Here is a 17176-nt window from a genome sequence, read left to right on the forward strand (position 1 = left end):
TGGGCGGCTACACCGTATGAGTGGTCATGAGTCGCATCCTTCGACCCACGGTTACGCTCGTCGCGGAGTGGACCCCGAAAAGGAGGACGCCATAGCCGTACGGCAGCAGGAGCTGACCCTGGGCGAGGCTGCCGACCAGCTTGCCCGGATCGTCGAGGCTGGGTACGACCATGTCCAGGGCGTCGGTCTCTGGCTGCCGACATCGCCCGAGGACTTCGCGATCCCCGACTTCTCCGTGGTCGACGAGGACCTCCGCGACGCTCACGTCACGAAGAACTACTACGCCCCGAACGTTTTCCGGCTGCTCGTCGAAGTGACGTCTTCCAACTGGTCCGACGACCTCGGTCCCAAGGTCGAGTGCTACGCGGAGGCCGGTGTCCCGGCCTACCTCGTCGCCGACCGCAAGCACGACGAGGTGCTCCTCCACCCCGACCTGGCCGACGGCAAGTACCCCCACCCCCAGTGCTTCGAGCGCGGTCAGAGGGTGCCGGTGCCGGAGTCCGTCGGCGTTCACGTCGAACTCCCGGTCGACACCCTCCTCGACGGCTGACCGTCTCCTCGTCCGCTCAGCGCTTTGCCGACGGTCCGGCGGCGCGGGCTTTGCGGATCGCCCGGGTCAGCAGCGGGGGCAGCAGGTCGGCCGCCAGGCGGCGGGCGCGGCTGCGGGGGCGGCGGGGCGGGGCGGGGCGCGTCACCTCGGGAGCGGCGGGCTTGGGCACGGTGGGCTCGGAGGCCTCTTCCGCGTGCCGGGACGGCGGGAAGCCGGGCGCCTTCATGCCCTTGGACTTCAGCCGGACGAGCCGGTGCCCGGCGGCCTGCTGAACGCTGAGTGCGCAGTCGTCCCGCCCGCGGACCATCGCCAGCAGCTCCTCCTGCACCGGCTCCGGGTCGCCCCAGGTGCCGTACAGCTTCTGTGTGGTCAGGCAGATCGGGCGCAGTCCCCGGCTGAGCACGGCCTCCCAGACGGCGACCGAGACACCGGGAGTGTGCTCGGAGCGGAAGTCGTCCAGGACGACGATCCCGTCCGGCAGCAGGACATCGCGTGCGGCACCGATGTCGTCGTACACGTGCTCGTACAGATGCGAGCCGTCGACGTGGACGAACCGGCAGGAGTCCCGCTCGACCTCGCCGGGCACGAGCGAGCTGGGGCCCTGCACGACGCGCGGCAGTTCGTCGTGGAAGGAGAGGTAGTTGGTCTCGAAGACCTGGCGGGTGAGCGCGCTGTACGACTTCGTCGACTCGGCCCGGTTCGCGTCGTCCGGGGCGTCGCCCTCGAAGAGGTCGCACACGGTGTACCGCTCACCCTCCCGCAGATGGCGGCCCAGGAAGATCGCGCTCTTGCCCATGTAGACCCCGACCTCCAGCAGGTCACCGCGGAAGCCCGCGGCCTCCTGCCGGCTCAGAAGCCAGTCGAAGAGCACCTGGTCGAGTACGGGGAACCAGCCTGGGACGTCGTCGAGCCGACGGGGCCGCGGGGGCGCCTCATGTGCAGTGGTCATGAAAGGCGAGCACTTCCTCGTTGCGGTGTGCGGTCAGGAGCTGCCCGGCGCCTGCCCGGGCGGACAACCAGCCCAAAGCACGGACAAGGTGAATACCGGGACAATTCCCTACGTAAGGTACGCGCTCTCGGCCGTGCCCGTGACGCGAACGGCGCCACGCCCGGTGAACGATTACCGGGATGCTTCGGCTACCCCCCGTACGCGCCGCGTACTCGGCGAGTCCCGCGCCCGAGGCGCCCGCCCGGCCGGCATGACCGTCGGGCCGGATCAGCACACGCCGGAGCCGTAGGGACCGTACGCCGGAATCCGCAGCGTGGGAACGGGCAGCGCCGGGATTTCCGCCCCGGTGCCCACGGCCGGCGGTGTCCGGTACGGCCCCCGGCAGGCGTCGAACAGCGGTACTTGGTCCGGGGTTCCGTGCACTGCCCGGTCGCCGCACCCCGCTGCCGGCGTCGGTGCGGGTCTCCTCGCTCAGCGAGGAGGCGCGGTGGCCGATGCCGGGCCGGCGGGTCGCCGCGCCGCACCTCGCCGCGGTGGACGCCGGTGGGCAGGCCGGGCATCCGGGCGGCATCGGGGCGCCGCTCCTCCTCACAGGTGTCGGGCAGTGCGTCCGGGGCGTGGCCGCGCAGCGACGCGGCGGCCTTCCGGCCCAGCGTGCGGTGTCCTGCCGCGCCGGCCGGCGAATGGACGTGCGCCGGTGTCCCCGGCGAGGAATATCCGCCCCTCGCGGAACCGGTCCGCAGTGCCGGCCGCGGCCGGAAGTCGGATGTTCCGGGACCGCGACCGTGGCTTCGGAGCGGGCCTGCGCGCGGTGACCGAGGGCGTCGCGGCGACCCTGCGCACGGCCGCCGCGTCGTCCGGCTGAGCCGGGATCAGCCCTTCGGTGCCTGAATCCGCGTCAGCGAGCGCCGCAGCAACGGTGTGGCCCACTCCTCCACATACCGGTTGAAGAGCCACGCCAGCGCCAGCATCGTCGTCAGCGTCGCGGTGATCGTCAGCCATGAGGCGAGCCCGAAGTCCTGGTGCAGGACCTCGATGACCGGCCACCCCAGGTGCTCGTGGACCAGGTAGAAGGGGTACGTCAGCGCGCCCGCGACCGTCAGCCAGCGCCAGTCGGCCCAGTTCAGCCAGCCGAGCGCCACCGCGAGCACCGCGACGAAGCCGAAGGTGACGATCAGGATGATCACCGAGGCGGAGCGGTACGAGAACTGGTCCGGCTGCGGACTGTGCCAGAGGTTGGACACCGCCTGGTGCTGCCCCGTCAGCCAGCTCACCACGACGATGCCCCACGCGGTGACGTCCCGCCGGTTGCGGTGCAGCAGGTAGATGCCCATGCCGCCGATGAAGAAGGGCGCGTACTCCGGCATCACGACCAGGTCGAGGAACGGCTGGCCGGCGGCCTGGGTGATGGCCGCGAGCAGCGTCCAGCCGGCGCACAGCATGACCACCCGCTGCCGGTTGGCCCCCGGCAGGACGATGCACACGGCGAACAGCGCGTAGAAGCGGATCTCCACCCACAGCGTCCAGCACACGCCGAGCACCCGGTCGGCGCCGAGCGGCTGCTGGAGCAGGGTCAGGTTCACCAGCGCGTCACTCGGTGACACCGCCTCGTAGGCCACGCCGGGCAGTGCGAACACGGCCGTCACCAAGGCGACGGCCACCCAGTAGGAGGGCATGAGGCGGGCGACACGGGAGGCGAAGAAGGAGCGCAGGGGCCGGCCCCAGCCGCTCATGCAGATGACGAAGCCGCTGATCACGAAGAAGATCTGGACGCCGAGGCAGCCGTAGGCGAACCATGAGTGCAGCGAGGGGAACTGGACCTTCGGCGAGGACCCCCAGGCGTGGGTGACCTCACCGCCCCGGCCGCCGTAGTGGTACAGCGCCACCATCAGCGCGGCCAGCAGTCGCAGCCCGTCCAGGGCCCGCAGCCTGCCCCCCGTCGTTCTGGGCCGCGGCCGGACGCCGGTGACCTCGCGCGGCTGCGAGGGAGCGGCGGCGGTGTGGGGCTTGGCTGTACTGACGACCGTCTCGGTCACGCTGGAATACCTCGGCTACCTCGTCTGTCCGTGGGTCTGCACGGGCGCCATCCTGTCCAAAGCGCCCGCAACCGTCATAACCCCGGAGATGTGTGTCAACGCCCTGCGACGCCCTCGCCACCCTAGGACGTCGGTTGACGGAATTCCGTTCGACGGAAAGACGATTTGCCCACCGGCCCCGAGCGGTTCACCTTTTCGTCGTATTGGTTTCTTAGTGTTCTCCAACCCACCAGGTTTACCGAGGCAGATCCTTGCCTGCTTCGTCACATCCAGAGCAGGAGCACCATGACGGTTCGCAGCAGATGGTCACGTTCCCGAACAGGGGACACGGCATCGGCGGCCACTGACGCCGGTCCGCCGACCGCTCAGATCACTCCGGTCGAGGTGGAGGACTGCCTGCGCGCCTGCGCGGTGCACAGCGGCAAGCTCGTGGGCAGCCTCGACCCCCGGCGGATCGCGCTGGCCGAGAAGCTGCGTGAGCTGCTCGCCCGCTGGGCCGCCCAGGACCAGCCCCAGTCGGCGGCCGCGGGTGCGGGCAACCTCATCCGGCGCGGTGCGAAGTCCGTCGGCGGCGCCGCCCTGGGCAACGAACTGCTGGACGCGCTCCTCGCCGTCGGCAACAAGGCACTCGACTGCGGCTACGACGACGAGCTGAACCTCGCCCTGCTCATCACGGACACGGTGCTGTCGCAGCGCAAGAACTCGCGCGCCGGCTGGCGGCTGCGCGGCCGGCTGCTGGAAGCCATGGGCCGCCCGGCCGCCGCCGTCGACGCCTTCGAGCGCTACCTGGGGCTCACCCAGGAGGACGGCTTCGGCGTCCGGGCCAAGATCGCCGGCCTGCGCACCGCGCAGGAGAAGCGCGGGGAACTGCTCGCCCTGCTCAAGCGCACCGTCCCGGACGCCGCCGCGTACGCCGCCGGGCACGCGACCGACGTGTGGGCCGAGGGCCTCGCGGCGCACGCCGCCGGGGACTGGGACCGAGCCCAGGCGCAGCTGGTGGGCGCCCTGGTCGCACTCGACCGCACGGAGGCGCCCGAGCAGGAGTTCCAGGAGGCGCTCAGCCACTACCTGGACCTGAGCACCAAAGTCGCCCACCGGCCCAGCCCCGAGCTGACCGAGGCCATCGGCCTCTTCGCGGAGCAGCGGCGCGACCGCATGCGCGGCCCGGTGGACGATCCGACCTTCGGCGGCCTGCAGTGGATCAGCCTCGGTGAGTTCCGCAACCTGATCGCCGGCAAGTCCATCGCCCTGATCGCCAACTCCGGCAAGGTCGGCGAGAGCGGCAAGGGCGCCGAGATCGACGCCTACGACCTGGTCGTGCGCTTCAACTCGTACAAGATCGACGCGGCGAACACCGGCAAGCGGACCGACATCCACGTCACCATCCACAAGCACGGCTTCAACTGGGACCAGCAGGTCGACACGCGGCTGGTCTTCGGCGGGATCTCGGGTGACTGGAAGTACTCGCTGCGCAACCGCCTGGTGCCCGGCGCGCAGAAGTACCTCGGCGACGAGTCGCTGCGCTGGCCCGTGCGCAACATCGGCAAGTGGGGCACGGACAGGTGGCCGTCGATCCCCACCTCCGGCTTCAACATGCTCTGGCTGCTCGACTTCCTCGACGTCAGCCCCACCATCGACCTGATCGGCTTCGACTTCTACGAGAGCGGTGCGTACCGCATCGACGCGGCGATGAAGATGCCCATCACGTCCGTTCACGAATACACCAGCGAGAAGGCGTGGGTCATGGAACGGGCCCAGAGCGTCTCCGGCATGAGGATTTCCCTGCGATGACCGCGACCCACATATCCCCCGCCGAAGCTCACACCGCGGCCCCGGCCACCGATGCCCGCGTGCTCACCGGCAAGCGCCGCATCGCCTTCGCCAGCTTCGTCGACGAGAACTACCTGCCCGGCTTCCTGGCCCTGCTGCGGTCGCTCGCGCTGTCCAACCCGGGCGTGTGCGAGGACTTCATCGTCCTGCACGACGATCTCAAGCCGTCCTCCGTCGCCCGCATCCGCGCCCTGCACCCGCGCGTCAGCTTCCGCCGTGTGGACGCCGGCCACTACGACTCCTACGCCAAGGGCGACCAGGACAACTACCTGGTCCGCAAGGCGTACTTCATCCTCGACGTCTTCAAGATCCGCGACTACGACACCGTGATCACCCTGGACACCGACATGGTGGTCCTGGGTTCGCTCTCCGAGCTGCTGTCGCTGCGCGAGGGCCTCGCCGCCGTACCGCAGTTCTTCTACGGCCAGCACAAGCTCAACAGCGGTCTGCTCGTCATTCAGAAGGAGTACCTGAGCGACGAGTTCTACGCGAGGATCGACCACGTCGGCCGCACCGGCGCCTACGAGCTCGACAAGCACGACCAGGGCATCCTCAACGCGGTCCTGGACGGTGACTTCGTCCGCCTCGACCCGAAGTACAACTTCGTCAAGCGGCGGCTCTCCGGCGACCTCGCGGTCCCCGACGACACCGCGATCCTGCACTTCACCGGCCGGCACAAGCCCTGGCAGGGCGGCGAGGCGGGCTACGACAAGGCGCAGGAACGCTGGCGCGAGTTCGACATGACGGACGCCGAGCTGCACGCGGCGTACGTGGCCGCGGGCGGCACCACGCACCGCGACCTGCTCGTGCACTTCGGCACCCCCTACGTCGAGCGCACCGGGGACGTCGACACCGCCCGCCGGGTCGCCCTCGCGCACATCGGCGCGGGTGACTACCAGGCCGCGGTCGACATCATGGAACGCGTCCACATCCCCGTGGACGAGGCCTGGCCGCACGAGGTCTACGGGCACGCGCTGCTGGCCGTCTCCCGCTACGAGGAGGCCAAGGCGCAGCTGCTGCTGGCGACGGCCGCGCCCAACCGCGCCGCCACCGCCTTCGCCCGTCTCGCCCTGATCTCCTGGGTGCACGGCGATGACGCGGCCTCGCACAAGTACGCCCAGCAGGGCCTGACCGTCGACCCGACGCACCGGGCCAGCCGCATCTGGCACCAGCGCACGGTCAGCGTCCCGGCCCAGCAGTCCGGCAGCCCCGCCGAGCAGCTCGCGCACGTCGCGTTCTACATGGACCGGCAGGGCAACGCCGGTGACAAGCTGCTCCCGGAGAGCGTCCGCCTGGCCTTCGACGCCGACACCACGAACCGCCGCTTCCACTCCGTGCACGCCCACCGTCTGTTCGACGAGGCTGCGCTGGAGCGCGTCAACGCCCGCCGTGGCATGGTCATCGGCGGCGGCGGCCTGTTCATCCCGGACACCATGCCGAACGGCAACAGCGCCTGGCAGTGGAACGTCCCCGACGAGCTGCTCAAGCGCATCGACGTCCCCATCGCGGTCTACGCCGTCGGCTTCAACGCCTTCGACGGGCAGAGCTACCGCGCTCAGCGGTTCCGCGAGTCGCTGCGGCTGCTGGTGGAGAAGTCCGCCTTCTTCGGGCTGCGCAACCACGGCTCGATCGAGAAGGTCCGGGCCATGATCCCGGCGCACCTGCACGACAAGGTGCGCTTCCAGCCGTGCCCGACCACGGTCACCCGCCAGCTCGTCGCCGACTGGCAGGACCCGGCCGAGCGCGACGACACCATCCTCGTCAACGCCGCCTACGACCGTGCCGCGCTGCGCTTCGGCCACGACTACGACTACTTCCTGGCGCAGATGGCCAAGGCCGTGCGGGACCTCGGCGACCTCGCCGAGGTGCAGTGCGTGGCGCACTCGCTCGACGACGAGCGGATCGCCTTCGACCTGCGCCGCGAGCACGGTGTGTCGATGCCCGTCATCCCGATGTACGACTTCGAGAACGACGAGATCCGCGACCTGTACGCGCGCACCAAGCTGGTCATCGGCATGCGAGGCCACGCGGGCATGATCCCGTTCGGCTGCGGCACGCCCATCATCAGCCTGATCTCGCACCCGAAGATGGCGTACTTCCTGCGCGACATCGAGCGCCCCGAGTGGGGTGTCTCCGTGCACGACCGCAACCTCGCCGAGGTGCTCGTCGAGCGCTCCCGCGACCTGCTCGCCGACCACGCCAGGACGGTGGCCGACGTGCACGGCCGGCAGCAGGAGCTGTGGAAGGTCACCCAGGCGAACGCCGCGGAACTGCGGACCGTCCTCGGCGGCTGATCCATCACGACCTCACGGTCGGCGACGCTCCCGGGGCCGCGCGGCCCCGGGAGCGTGCTCACCGCCGCGCGGCCATGCCGCGTACGGCGCCTGGCGTGCACGATCCGCGCGCCCTCCCGCCAGGCGCCGGCGAACTGCAGGCTGACCTTGCGGGCGAAATCGATCACCCGGACCCGCCCGTCGTTCTTCGCCGGCTCTCGTCGTGGACCGGCGGCACGTACGCGATGAGCTGACGCCCCCGGGCCGTTGCGGCTCGTCCGGGGTGAGCGGTGCCGGAGCCATGGCCTGGGCGGGCGGCGCCGGGAGAACCGGCTAACGGCGCGGTGCGAACAGGAGGTTGCGCGTGCCGTCCGGGCGGGGACGGTCCGCGGGGATGAGCGTGTCCGGCCCCTCGGCCTCCTCGGCCACCCAGTGGGCCTCGTAGCCCAGCGGCTCGAACTCGGCGAGCACCGGGTCCAGCGGGGCGCCCACCAGCGTCTCCAGCATCACGGCCGGCCGGTCCCGCTTCAGCACCTGACGGGCTCCCTCCAGGACCGGCATCTCATGGCCCTCGACGTCGATCTTGATCAGGTCGAGCTTGGTGCCGGCGAACACCTCGTCCAGCGTGAGCAACCGGATCCGCTTGAGCTCGGCGTCACCGGCCGCGTGTTCCAGCGTGGAGCCCGTCGACAGCAGGTTCCCGGCGAAGCGGACGCTGATGTCGGCCCAGCCCGGCTCGCTGGAGACGCCCGCCTGGTAACGGCGTACGTTCTGCACGTTGTTCATCCGGATGTTCACCGCCAGGCGGGCGTGCACCTGGTCCACCGGCTCGAAGGCGTGCACCTTGGCCTTGGGGTTGGCGAGTGCGGCGATCATCGAGAAATAGCCGACGTGCGCACCGACGTCGGCTATGGTCGCGCTCTTGGCGGCCAGTCGTGACCAGGTGGAAAGGCTGCCGGGCTCGTACTGGAATCTGCCGTTCCACAAGGTGTCCAGGGCGACCGCGTCGTCGTTCACGCAGAACATGACGAACGGCGGGCAGTACGGCGAGTCGATCTCTGCAAGGCCCCGGTACGGGTGCTTCTTGCGGTGCGTGCGGATGATGTCGCTCGTGGCGACCGGACGGACGGAGGGGGCGTGGGCCAGCGTCCGGGCGTTGGCGGCCTCGACCTCGGAGATACGCATGGCCGCGATCGTAGGCCTGAGATCATTGCCAGTTGAAGGTTTGGGAGGTATTCCTTGCGGAATTCCACGTAACCGCTGGTCAGCGGCTACGGCGGTTTTCCGGATGAGGAATCCGGAAAACCGCCGCGCCGGAGATTCCCTTTTTGCGGCCCCTGGCTTTTCGCGCCCCGTTCACGCCCTCTTCATCTAGCGCTTCACTGCCTTCTTCAACGCCCGCGCCCGGCGTACCACCCGGCGTGCCGTGGAGTTGCGGGGCAGGAAGGACAGCCGCTCCGGGATGCCGCCGGGCAGGCCCAGCGAGGTGAGCCGGCGCTTCTTGAAGTAGCGCTGGGTGCGCGGGCCGAGGTGCTGGGAGAGGAACCGCTCCGCGGCGGGCCGCAGGCCCGACTGGATCTGCGGCTGCATGGTGAAGCCGACCGCGGTGACCAGCCCGGTGAGCAGCTCGTCCGCGACCGGCTCCTCGCTCCCGCGGTTCTCCAGGTCGGGCAGCAGCGCGTCCGCCAGGGTGACCGGCAGCCGGTTGCTGTTCTGGTACGGCGTCAGCCGGTCCAGCAGCGGCTCGGTGCCGATGCGGGCGACCGGCAGGTCGTAGAACGCGGACGCGGTGAACAGCGCGGTCGAGAAGCACCCCACGACCAGCGCGGGCCGCGCCTTGGCGAACAGCACCTCTGCGAGGACGGGGGAGTCCAGCACCGTGAGCTCGACGCCCAGCTTCTCGGCCTCCGTCTCCAGGGCACGGCTGTAGCGGGCCGGCGCGGTGGGGTGCGGCTTGAAGACGATCGCGCGGTGCCCGCGCTGCACCGCCCCGCGCACCATCCGCACGTGCAGGTTCTCCTCCTCGGCGGGGGAGAGGATGTTCAGCGCGGACAGGTACTGGCCGAGCAGCAGGGCGGCGTTGTCGGGCAGGTCGGGCAGGTCCCCGGCGACGCCGGTGAGGCCGCTCATGACCTTGAGGAAGGCGTCCGTCGGCACCAGCTGCGCCGGGACGTCGAACTCGGTCAGCAGCAGCGGGGTGAGGCCGGGTACGAGGTCCAGGTGCAGCAGGCGCCGGACGCGGGTGCCGACCAGCGGGTCGAGCTTGTTGCGGGTCGGGCCGTAGCTCATCAGGCCGTCGGCGTAGACGTGGACCGGGGCGCCGGTGAAGATCTGCGCCAGCGCGAGCGCCGGGTTGACCTGGATGGACTCCATGACCAGCTCGACCCGGTCGTCGCCCAGTCCCCACAGCAGCCGCAGATAGCGCTCGAACAGCGGCATGTCGTCGGGACGCGGCTGCCAGGCGCCGGGGTGGAAGGGCCGGATCGCCTCGTTGAAGGACACCACGTCGTCGAAGTGGTCCCGCAGCGTGCCGAAGCCAGGCATCTCGTCGACGGCCGGGGTGGTCTCCGGGGTCGCCGAGTTGTTGAAGACCAGCAGCACCCGCCGGTCGGCTTCCTCGAAGCAGTCGGACTCGATCGCGGCGGCCAGCGTCGCCGCGCCGTACAGCGTGGAGACGCAGAAGATCTGGGTGGTGCGGGACATCAGGCAGCCGCCTTCGCTGTGGTGATCCGGCGCCGCAGCCGCCGCAGCTTGGAGGCGCGCCGCAGGTCCATGGTGTCGAGTACGTCGCCGAGGGCGTCCTGCGGCATGCGCTTTATGGCCGCGGCGCTCATGATCCGCAGCTGCTTGGCCACGGACGGTTCGAACTTGTCGATCTCCGACAGGTGGTGGGCGATGATCGCGCAGTAGGTGCGCACGGCCTTGGGCAGCAGCCGGTCGGCGTCGGGGTCCGCCGCCGTCTCCTCGACCACCTGGTCGAAGGCGCGGATGAAGTCGAGCTGGCGGACGTCGCCGATCTGGGTGAGGGAGCCGGCGACACCGCGCCGGTAGAACACGCCGAGCAGGCTCACCACGGCGAAGGACTCCGCCTCGCGGTGCAGCTTCCAGATCCACGGCCGGTCCTCGGCCGTGCGCAGCCCGTCGGTGAAGCGCAGGACACCCTTGTCCAGGAGCCGGCGGTGGAAGGCGCCGGCCCAGGCGTAGGGGTAGTCCACGGAGGTCGTGCGGTCGGCGGGCAGGATGGCGTCGCGGGGGTTCATCACCTCGTCACGGCGCCCGACGGGGGCGCGGTGCACGGTGCGGGCGCGGTGGGTGGCCTGGATGTGGTCGGTGCGCACGAAGTCGCAGCCCAGTTCCTCGATGGCCGCGACCAGCCGGCTGTAGTAGCCGGGGGCGAGCCAGTCGTCACCGTCCAGGAAGGTGATGTACTCACCGGTCGCGACGTCGAGGCCGGAGTTCCGAGCGGTGGCCAGCCCTCCGTTTTCCTCCCTGCGGATATAGCGCACCTGGGCGACCGCGGAGAGTTCTTCGGCCGCGCGTTCGAGAATGGCCGGCGTTTCGTCCTTCGACTTGTCGTCGACCAGGATGAACTCGAAGTCCTGCCGGGCGTTCGCGCGAAGGCTTCTCAGGTTGTCCGGGGCGTATTGCTGCACGTTGTAGAACGGCACGATCACGGAGAGCTTTGGCACGGGCAAAAGCCTAGGAGGCGGCCCGGCTGGGGAACTTTCCGGTGAGGGTACGGGGGGTGAACTCAATGTGTCGGAACGGTGCATCCCGTGTACTTCCTGGGCTTCGGCGAGCCAGTTCGGCTCTCGGTGGGTTGCTGTTAACTTTTCGTTGAGGCGAGGTTGGCCGGCAACTAGAAATTGCTTCCTAGCGTCTGGGGCGTGCCACCAAGTACAACGAAGCCCACGCGGATCGCAGTACTCGCCGACTCGGACACCCGCTGGAAATGGGGTGCGCTGACGGCGAGCCGTATCGCTCCGGGCCCGTCCATGGAAGCCGGACCGCCAGGCGAGGCGCAAGTCGCCCCCGCCCTGGACGGATTTCTGCTGCGCGGCCGGGCCACCCCCACGCCCCGCCAGCTCGCGGAAGTGGGCGTGCGCGCCGACTCGCTCACGGAGGTGACGGCCGTCGAGTTTCTGCGCGCCATGGCGCGGGAGTCGTACGACGTGGTGGTCCTCTCCCTGGTCGGCGGCGGTGTGCAGGCGATGCTGCACGGGCTGCGGCAGGTGTGGCGGGACCGTGGGAAGCGGCCCGTCGTCGTCACCGGCTACGTGGGCGTCGTCTACGAGAAGCTCGCCGACGGACTGCTGCTGCGGCACGGCGCGGACCTCGTCCTCGCCAACTCCCGCCAGGACGCCGAGCGCTTCCGCGCGGTGTACGACGGGGTCGGCGCCGACTCCGCGGCGGTCACCGAGGTCGCACTCCCGTTCCTGGGTGGCGCCAAGTACACGGGTGAACACGATCCGTACACGGTGGTGTTCGCGGCGCAGCCGTCCGTCCCGGAGAACCGCAAGGACCGTACGTACCTGCTGAACCGCCTGGTCCAGCACGCGCGGCTGCACCCGGAGCGCCAGGTGCTGCTCAAGCTGCGCTCCAGGCCCGGTGAGCACACCACCCACATCGAGGAACTGCCGTACCAGAAGCTGGCGCAGAGGGCCGGCGAGCTGCCCCCCAACTTCCAGCTCGTCTACGGCAACATGGGCGAGGTCCTGGACCGCACGGACCTGCTCGTCACGGTCAGCTCGACGGCCGCGCTGGAGTCGCTCCACCGCCGGATCCCCACCGTCGTCCTCTCCGACCTCGGCGTGCGCGAGGTGCTCGGCAACCACCACTTCGTCGGCTCCGGCTGCCTGGCCTCCTGGGACCAGCTCGACGCCGGGCACCGGCCCACGCCGGACGCCGACTGGGTCGCCCGGCAGGGCGTCGCCGCCGACGGCTCGTACGAGACCGCCTTCGACGCGGCCCGGGAGCGGATCGCCAAGCTGCTCCGGCAGCCCGGCGGGCTGCCGGCCCTGGCGCCGTACTACACGCCGGTGACCGCCCCCGGCTATCTGCCCGGCATCCTCGCCCGGCACCACCTCGGCCCCGACGGCACCCCGCTGCCCGGCGCCCCCGCGCACGACAAGGAGCCCGGACCGGTGCGGCAGATCGTGCGCCGTGCCGCCCGCGGCGCCTACCGGCACGGCGTCCAGCGGGTCGCGCCCGTCATCCGGCGGATGGGGGAGCTGTGAGCCGCACCAACCCTGGTCAAGGAGTACTTCCCATGTCCCACCCGGAAGCGGGCCACGGCGCGACGGTGCGCCGCGTGCTCGCGGTGATCCCCGCGCGCGGCGGCTCCAAGGGCGTGCCCGCGAAGAACCTCGCCCCGGTCGGCGGCGTACCGCTGGTGGCCCGCGCGGTCCGCGAATGCCTGGCCTCCCGGCTGGTGACCGACGTCGTCGTCTCCACCGACGACCAGGCCATCGCCGCCGCCGCCCGCTCGGCCGGCGCCGAGGTCGTGCTGCGCCCCGCCGCCATCGCCGGGGACACCGCCACCTCCGAGGCCGCCGTCCTGCACGCCATGGACGCCCACGAGGCGCTGCACGGCTCCCCGGTCGACGCCGTGCTGCTCGTGCAGTGCACCAGCCCGTTCGTGATCCGCGAGGACATCGACGGGGTGGCCGGCGCGGTCGTCGAGAACGGCGCCGACACCGCCGTGACCGTCGCGCCCTTCCACGGCTTCATCTGGCGCGACGCGGACGCCGAGGCGGCCACCGACGACGTGGTCACCGCGGCCGACTCCCGCAGCACCGGCGGCGGCTACGGCGTCAACCACGACAAGTCGTTCCGCCCGCGCCGCCAGGACCGCCCCCAGGACCTGCTGGAGACCGGCGCCGCCTACGCGATGGACGCGGCCGGCTTCCGCGAGCACAAGCACCGCTTCTTCGGCCGCACCGAGCTGGTGCGCACCGACCCCGCGCGCGTGCTGGAGATCGACGACCCGCACGACCTCGCCCGCGCCCGCGCCCTGGCCCCGCTGTTCGACGCGGACCGCCCCGGCGCCCTTCCGGCCGCCGCCGACATCGACGCGGTCGTACTCGACTTCGACGGCACCCAGACCGACGACAGGGTGCTGATCGATGCCGATGGACGGGAGTTCGTCTCCGTGCACCGCGGGGACGGCCTCGGCATCGCGGCCCTGCGGCGCAGCGGCCTGACGATGCTGATCCTGTCCACGGAGCAGAACCCGGTCGTCGCCGCCCGGGCCCGGAAGCTGAAGATCCCGGTGCTGCACGGCGTCGACCGCAAGGACCTCGCGCTGAAGCAGTGGTGCGAGGAGCAGGGCATCGCGCCGGAGCGCGTGCTCTACGTCGGCAACGACGTCAACGACCTGCCGTGCTTCGCCCTCGTCGGCTGGCCCGTCGCGGTCGCGAGCGCCCACGACGTCGTGCGCGGCGCCGCACGCGCGGTCACCACCGTCCCCGGTGGTGCCGGCGCGATCCGAGAGATCGCCGGCTGGATCCTCGGACCCTCTCTCGACTCTCTCGACCCCTCCACCAAGTAAGGAAAGTTCCTGCCATGAGCACCAACTCCCGCCTGCGCACCTTCGGTTCCCGCGAGGTCGGCCCCGGCAAGCCCGTCTACATCTGCGGCGAGATCGGTATCAACCACAACGGTGAGCTGGAGAACGCCTTCAAGCTCATCGACGTGGCCGCCGAGGCGGGCTGCGACGCGGTCAAGTTCCAGAAGCGCACCCCGGAGATCTGCACCCCGCGCGACCAGTGGGACATCGAGCGCGACACCCCCTGGGGCCGGATGACCTACATCGACTACCGCCACCGCGTGGAGTTCGGTGAGGACGAGTACCGCCAGATCGACGAGTACTGCAAGTCGAAGAACATCGACTGGTTCGCCTCCCCGTGGGACACCGAGGCCGTCGCCTTCCTGGAGAAGTTCGGCGTCCCCGCCCACAAGGTCGCCTCCGCGTCCCTCACCGACGACGAGCTGCTGAAGGCGCTGCGCGCCACCGGCCGTTCGGTCATCCTCTCCACCGGCATGTCGACGCCGAAGCAGATCCGCCACGCCGTCGAGGTCCTGGGCAGCGACAACATCCTGCTCTGCCACGCCACCTCGACCTACCCGGCGAAGGCCGAGGAGCTCAACCTCCGCGTGATCAACACGCTGGAGAAGGAGTACCCGAACGTCCCGATCGGCTACTCCGGCCACGAGACCGGTCTGCAGACCACGCTCGCCGCCGTCGCCCTCGGCGCCACCTTCGTCGAGCGTCACATCACCCTCGACCGCGCCATGTGGGGCTCGGACCAGGCCGCCTCCGTGGAGCCGCAGGGCCTGCAGCGCCTGGTGCGCGACATCCGCACCATCGAGGCCTCCCTCGGTGACGGCGTCAAGAAGGTCTACGAGTCCGAGCTCGGCCCGATGAAGAAGCTGCGCCGCGTCCAGGGTGTCGTCGCCGAGGCGGAGATCGCCGCCGCGGCCGGCGAGCCCCTCCAGGTCTGACACCCACGTCAGCCGCTACAACCCCACAACGCCTTATCACGGGACGGTCGTACGCCGATGAGCCCCCGCGCCGGGAATGCCGGCCCTCACACTCTCGCCTTCGTCGAGAGTCCGGTACAGCTCCTGAACGTGCTGGAGTGGGCGCATGTCCACACGCCCGGCGCGGGGCTCACCCTCGTCGTCCTCTCGCCCGTCGATCCGATGACCCGCGGCCAGCTGCGGCGGATGGCGGAACTGGCGCGTGAGGAGGGCTACGAGGTCCGCTGGGAGGAGGCGCGCGGCGGCGCGTCGGCACCCTTGCGGACGATCGGCGGGCTCATGGGGGTGCTGCGCCGCGCGGACCGGATCGTGATGGGCGATCCGTTCTCGCGCTATGTGCAGCTGCTGCTCACGATCACGCGGGCGGGCGAACTGGTGGTCGTGGACGACGGGACGGCGACGATGGAGTTCGTCACCCAGCTCGCCCGCGGCGAACGCCTGGTCCGCTGGCACCGCCGGGGCGCCCGCCCCGGCCCGCGTGATCTGCTCTTCGCCCCGGTGTCGTCCTCCGCCCGGCGCCGTCTGACGCCTGGCCGGGACCGCCGGGTCGAGGTGTTCTCGTCCATGCCGATAGACGAGACGCCTCACGGTGTCACGGTCACCGTGAACGACTTCGCCTGGACCCGTGCCCGCTTCGGCCCGCCCCGCATCACCAAGGGCGCCGACATGGTCGGTACGTCGCTGGTGGAGACCGGCGTCGTGGACGCCGACCGCTACCTGGAGGCCGTGCGGTCCCTGGCCGAGACGCACGGGGCCCGCCGCTACTTCGCGCACCGCCGCGAGAGCGTCGAGAAGCTGCACCGCCTGGCGGTGGAGACGGGCCTGGAGGTGGTCCGTCCCGACCTCCCGCTGGAGCTCATCGCCCGCCGCGGCCCGGTGGGCCGCACCATCCTCAGCTTCCCCTCGACGGTGGTCCACACCCTGCCGCTCGCGCTGGCCGGCACCGACGTCCGCGTGGCCGTCTGCGACATCGACCCCGACTGGCTCACCCGGACGGCCTCACCCCGGGCCCAGGGCTTCCTGGACGGGGTGACGGGCACGGCACGGGACGTGCACCGGCTGTCGGCGGTGCAGGCGGTCTGACCGCCTACGACACGGTCCTGCGGACCAGGACGAAGGCCTTCGGGTACTTCTCGGCGTCCTGCGGCTCGCGCAGGACCCGGGCGTACGGTTCCAGACCGGCCTTGCCCAGCAGCCGCGCCACCTTTTCGGGCGTACGCCAGTAATGGTCCAGGGCGATCTCGTGCCCGAAGCGCTCCGTGAGGTGCAGGCGGTCCTCCCTGTCCGGGGCCTGGAAGGCCAGCAGGGCGGGCGCGCCGGGCCGCAGCACGCGGTGGAACTCGGCGAACGCGACCGGCAGGTGGTCGTCGGGCACATGGATGAGCGAGAAGAGCGCCAGGATGCCGCCCAGCGTCGCGTCCGGCAGGTCCAGACGGGTCATCGTGCCCACGTGGAAGCGCAGCCCGGGGTGGGCGCGGCGGGCCAGGGCCACCATCCGCGGCGAGAGATCCACGCCGAACGCCGCAAGGCCCAGGTCGTGCAGCAGCGCGGTGACATGCCCGGGACCGGAGCCGAGGTCGGCGACCGGGGCGGGGGAGTGGGCGCGGGCCAGCTCGGCGAACGCGCTGACCAGGGCACGGTCGAAGGGCACGCCGCCCATCGCGTCCGGGAAGCGGGCGGCGTAGTCGGCGGCGATGGCGTCGTACGAGGTGCGGGTGGCCTCGAGGAAGTCCGGATCCGGTTCGGTCACGGTCGCGCACGCTACCGCGCGGGCGCGTGCCCCGGTGGTCCGTCTGGTGAACGGAAGCGCGCGGGTGGGGCCGGGCATGGTATGCGTGGAGGGCAAGGTGGTACCCGTGATCTACCCGACGGGAGGAAAGCGGGCGAGTTTACCCACCCCAACCGATACCTATGCGTTCGGCGGCCAGATTTTCTTCCCCTAACGGGCTGAACTTTTGTTGATCTCGGGTGAGTTGGCCGTCCGGGCGTCCTACCC

General features: G+C 70.7%; 13 protein-coding genes. 7 read left to right on the plus strand and 6 right to left on the minus strand.

Annotated features, from left to right (window positions below; all coding sequences use genetic code 11):
- Window positions 1–67 precede the first annotated feature (67 nt).
- Window positions 68–550 (plus strand): Uma2 family endonuclease, encoded by a 483-nt coding sequence (locus ACGF8A_RS11295; RefSeq protein ID WP_393106603.1) that lies wholly within the window; start codon window positions 68–70, stop codon window positions 548–550.
- Window positions 551–566: 16 nt separating this feature from the next.
- Here ACGF8A_RS11295 and ACGF8A_RS11300 read toward each other — a convergent pair whose 3' ends face one another.
- Entirely contained in the window at window positions 567–1499 is a 933-nt protein-coding gene (locus ACGF8A_RS11300) for a class I SAM-dependent methyltransferase (RefSeq protein WP_393106605.1), read from the minus strand.
- Window positions 1500–2371: 872 nt separating this feature from the next.
- Window positions 2372–3535 (minus strand): acyltransferase family protein, encoded by a 1164-nt coding sequence (locus tag ACGF8A_RS11305; RefSeq protein ID WP_393106607.1) that lies wholly within the window; start codon window positions 3533–3535, stop codon window positions 2372–2374.
- A gap of 285 nt (window positions 3536–3820) precedes the next feature.
- Here ACGF8A_RS11305 and ACGF8A_RS11310 point away from each other — a divergent pair, with 285 nt between their 5' ends.
- Both ACGF8A_RS11310 and ACGF8A_RS11315 read left to right on the plus strand, forming a co-directional pair.
- Window positions 3821–5326 (plus strand): glycosyltransferase family 29 protein, encoded by a 1506-nt coding sequence (locus tag ACGF8A_RS11310; RefSeq protein ID WP_393106609.1) that lies wholly within the window; start codon window positions 3821–3823, stop codon window positions 5324–5326.
- The gene (locus tag ACGF8A_RS11315; protein WP_393106611.1) at window positions 5323–7659 is read left to right on the plus strand and encodes a glycosyltransferase; all 2337 of its coding nucleotides are present in this window, start codon (window positions 5323–5325) and stop codon (window positions 7657–7659) included. Before ACGF8A_RS11310 ends, ACGF8A_RS11315 begins: the two co-directional genes overlap by 4 nt.
- Window positions 7660–7971: 312 nt before the next feature.
- On the opposite strand, the gene ACGF8A_RS11320 is transcribed toward ACGF8A_RS11315, so the two are convergent.
- From ACGF8A_RS11320 to ACGF8A_RS11330, 3 genes are all read right to left on the minus strand, one after another.
- On the minus strand, window positions 7972–8823 hold the full coding sequence (locus ACGF8A_RS11320) for an FkbM family methyltransferase (RefSeq protein ID WP_393106613.1): 852 nt from the start codon (window positions 8821–8823) through the stop codon (window positions 7972–7974).
- 186 nt (window positions 8824–9009) lie between these two features.
- Entirely contained in the window at window positions 9010–10341 is a 1332-nt protein-coding gene (locus ACGF8A_RS11325; protein WP_393106615.1) for an alpha-2,8-polysialyltransferase family protein, read from the minus strand.
- Complete coding sequence (locus ACGF8A_RS11330; RefSeq protein ID WP_393106617.1) at window positions 10341–11327, minus strand: glycosyltransferase family 2 protein; 987 nt, start codon at window positions 11325–11327, stop codon at window positions 10341–10343. Before ACGF8A_RS11330 ends, ACGF8A_RS11325 begins: the two co-directional genes overlap by 1 nt.
- A 198-nt stretch (window positions 11328–11525) precedes the next feature.
- Here ACGF8A_RS11330 and ACGF8A_RS11335 point away from each other — a divergent pair, with 198 nt between their 5' ends.
- The 4 genes from ACGF8A_RS11335 to ACGF8A_RS11350 are packed head-to-tail and all read left to right on the plus strand — an operon-like array spanning window position 11526 to window position 16263.
- Complete coding sequence (locus tag ACGF8A_RS11335; protein WP_393106619.1) at window positions 11526–12875, plus strand: DUF6716 putative glycosyltransferase; 1350 nt, start codon at window positions 11526–11528, stop codon at window positions 12873–12875.
- A 32-nt stretch (window positions 12876–12907) separates the two neighbouring features.
- Window positions 12908–14188, plus strand: a complete 1281-nt coding sequence (locus ACGF8A_RS11340) for a cytidylyltransferase domain-containing protein (protein ID WP_393106621.1) — start codon at window positions 12908–12910, stop codon at window positions 14186–14188.
- A 14-nt stretch (window positions 14189–14202) separates the two neighbouring features.
- On the plus strand, window positions 14203–15141 hold the full coding sequence (locus ACGF8A_RS11345; RefSeq protein WP_393106623.1) for an N-acetylneuraminate synthase family protein: 939 nt from the start codon (window positions 14203–14205) through the stop codon (window positions 15139–15141).
- Between the two features lie 57 nt (window positions 15142–15198).
- Window positions 15199–16263, plus strand: coding sequence for a hypothetical protein (locus ACGF8A_RS11350; RefSeq protein WP_393106625.1), 1065 nt, complete (start codon window positions 15199–15201; stop codon window positions 16261–16263).
- A 4-nt stretch (window positions 16264–16267) separates the two neighbouring features.
- Here the strand turns inward: ACGF8A_RS11350 and ACGF8A_RS11355 are convergent, their stop codons facing one another.
- Window positions 16268–16930, minus strand: a complete 663-nt coding sequence (locus tag ACGF8A_RS11355; RefSeq protein ID WP_393106627.1) for a class I SAM-dependent methyltransferase — start codon at window positions 16928–16930, stop codon at window positions 16268–16270.
- Between the last annotated feature and the right edge of the window lie 246 nt (window positions 16931–17176).

Source organism: Streptomyces sp. NPDC047706 (genome assembly GCF_043204795.1).
GTDB lineage: Bacteria > Actinomycetota > Actinomycetes > Streptomycetales > Streptomycetaceae > Streptomyces.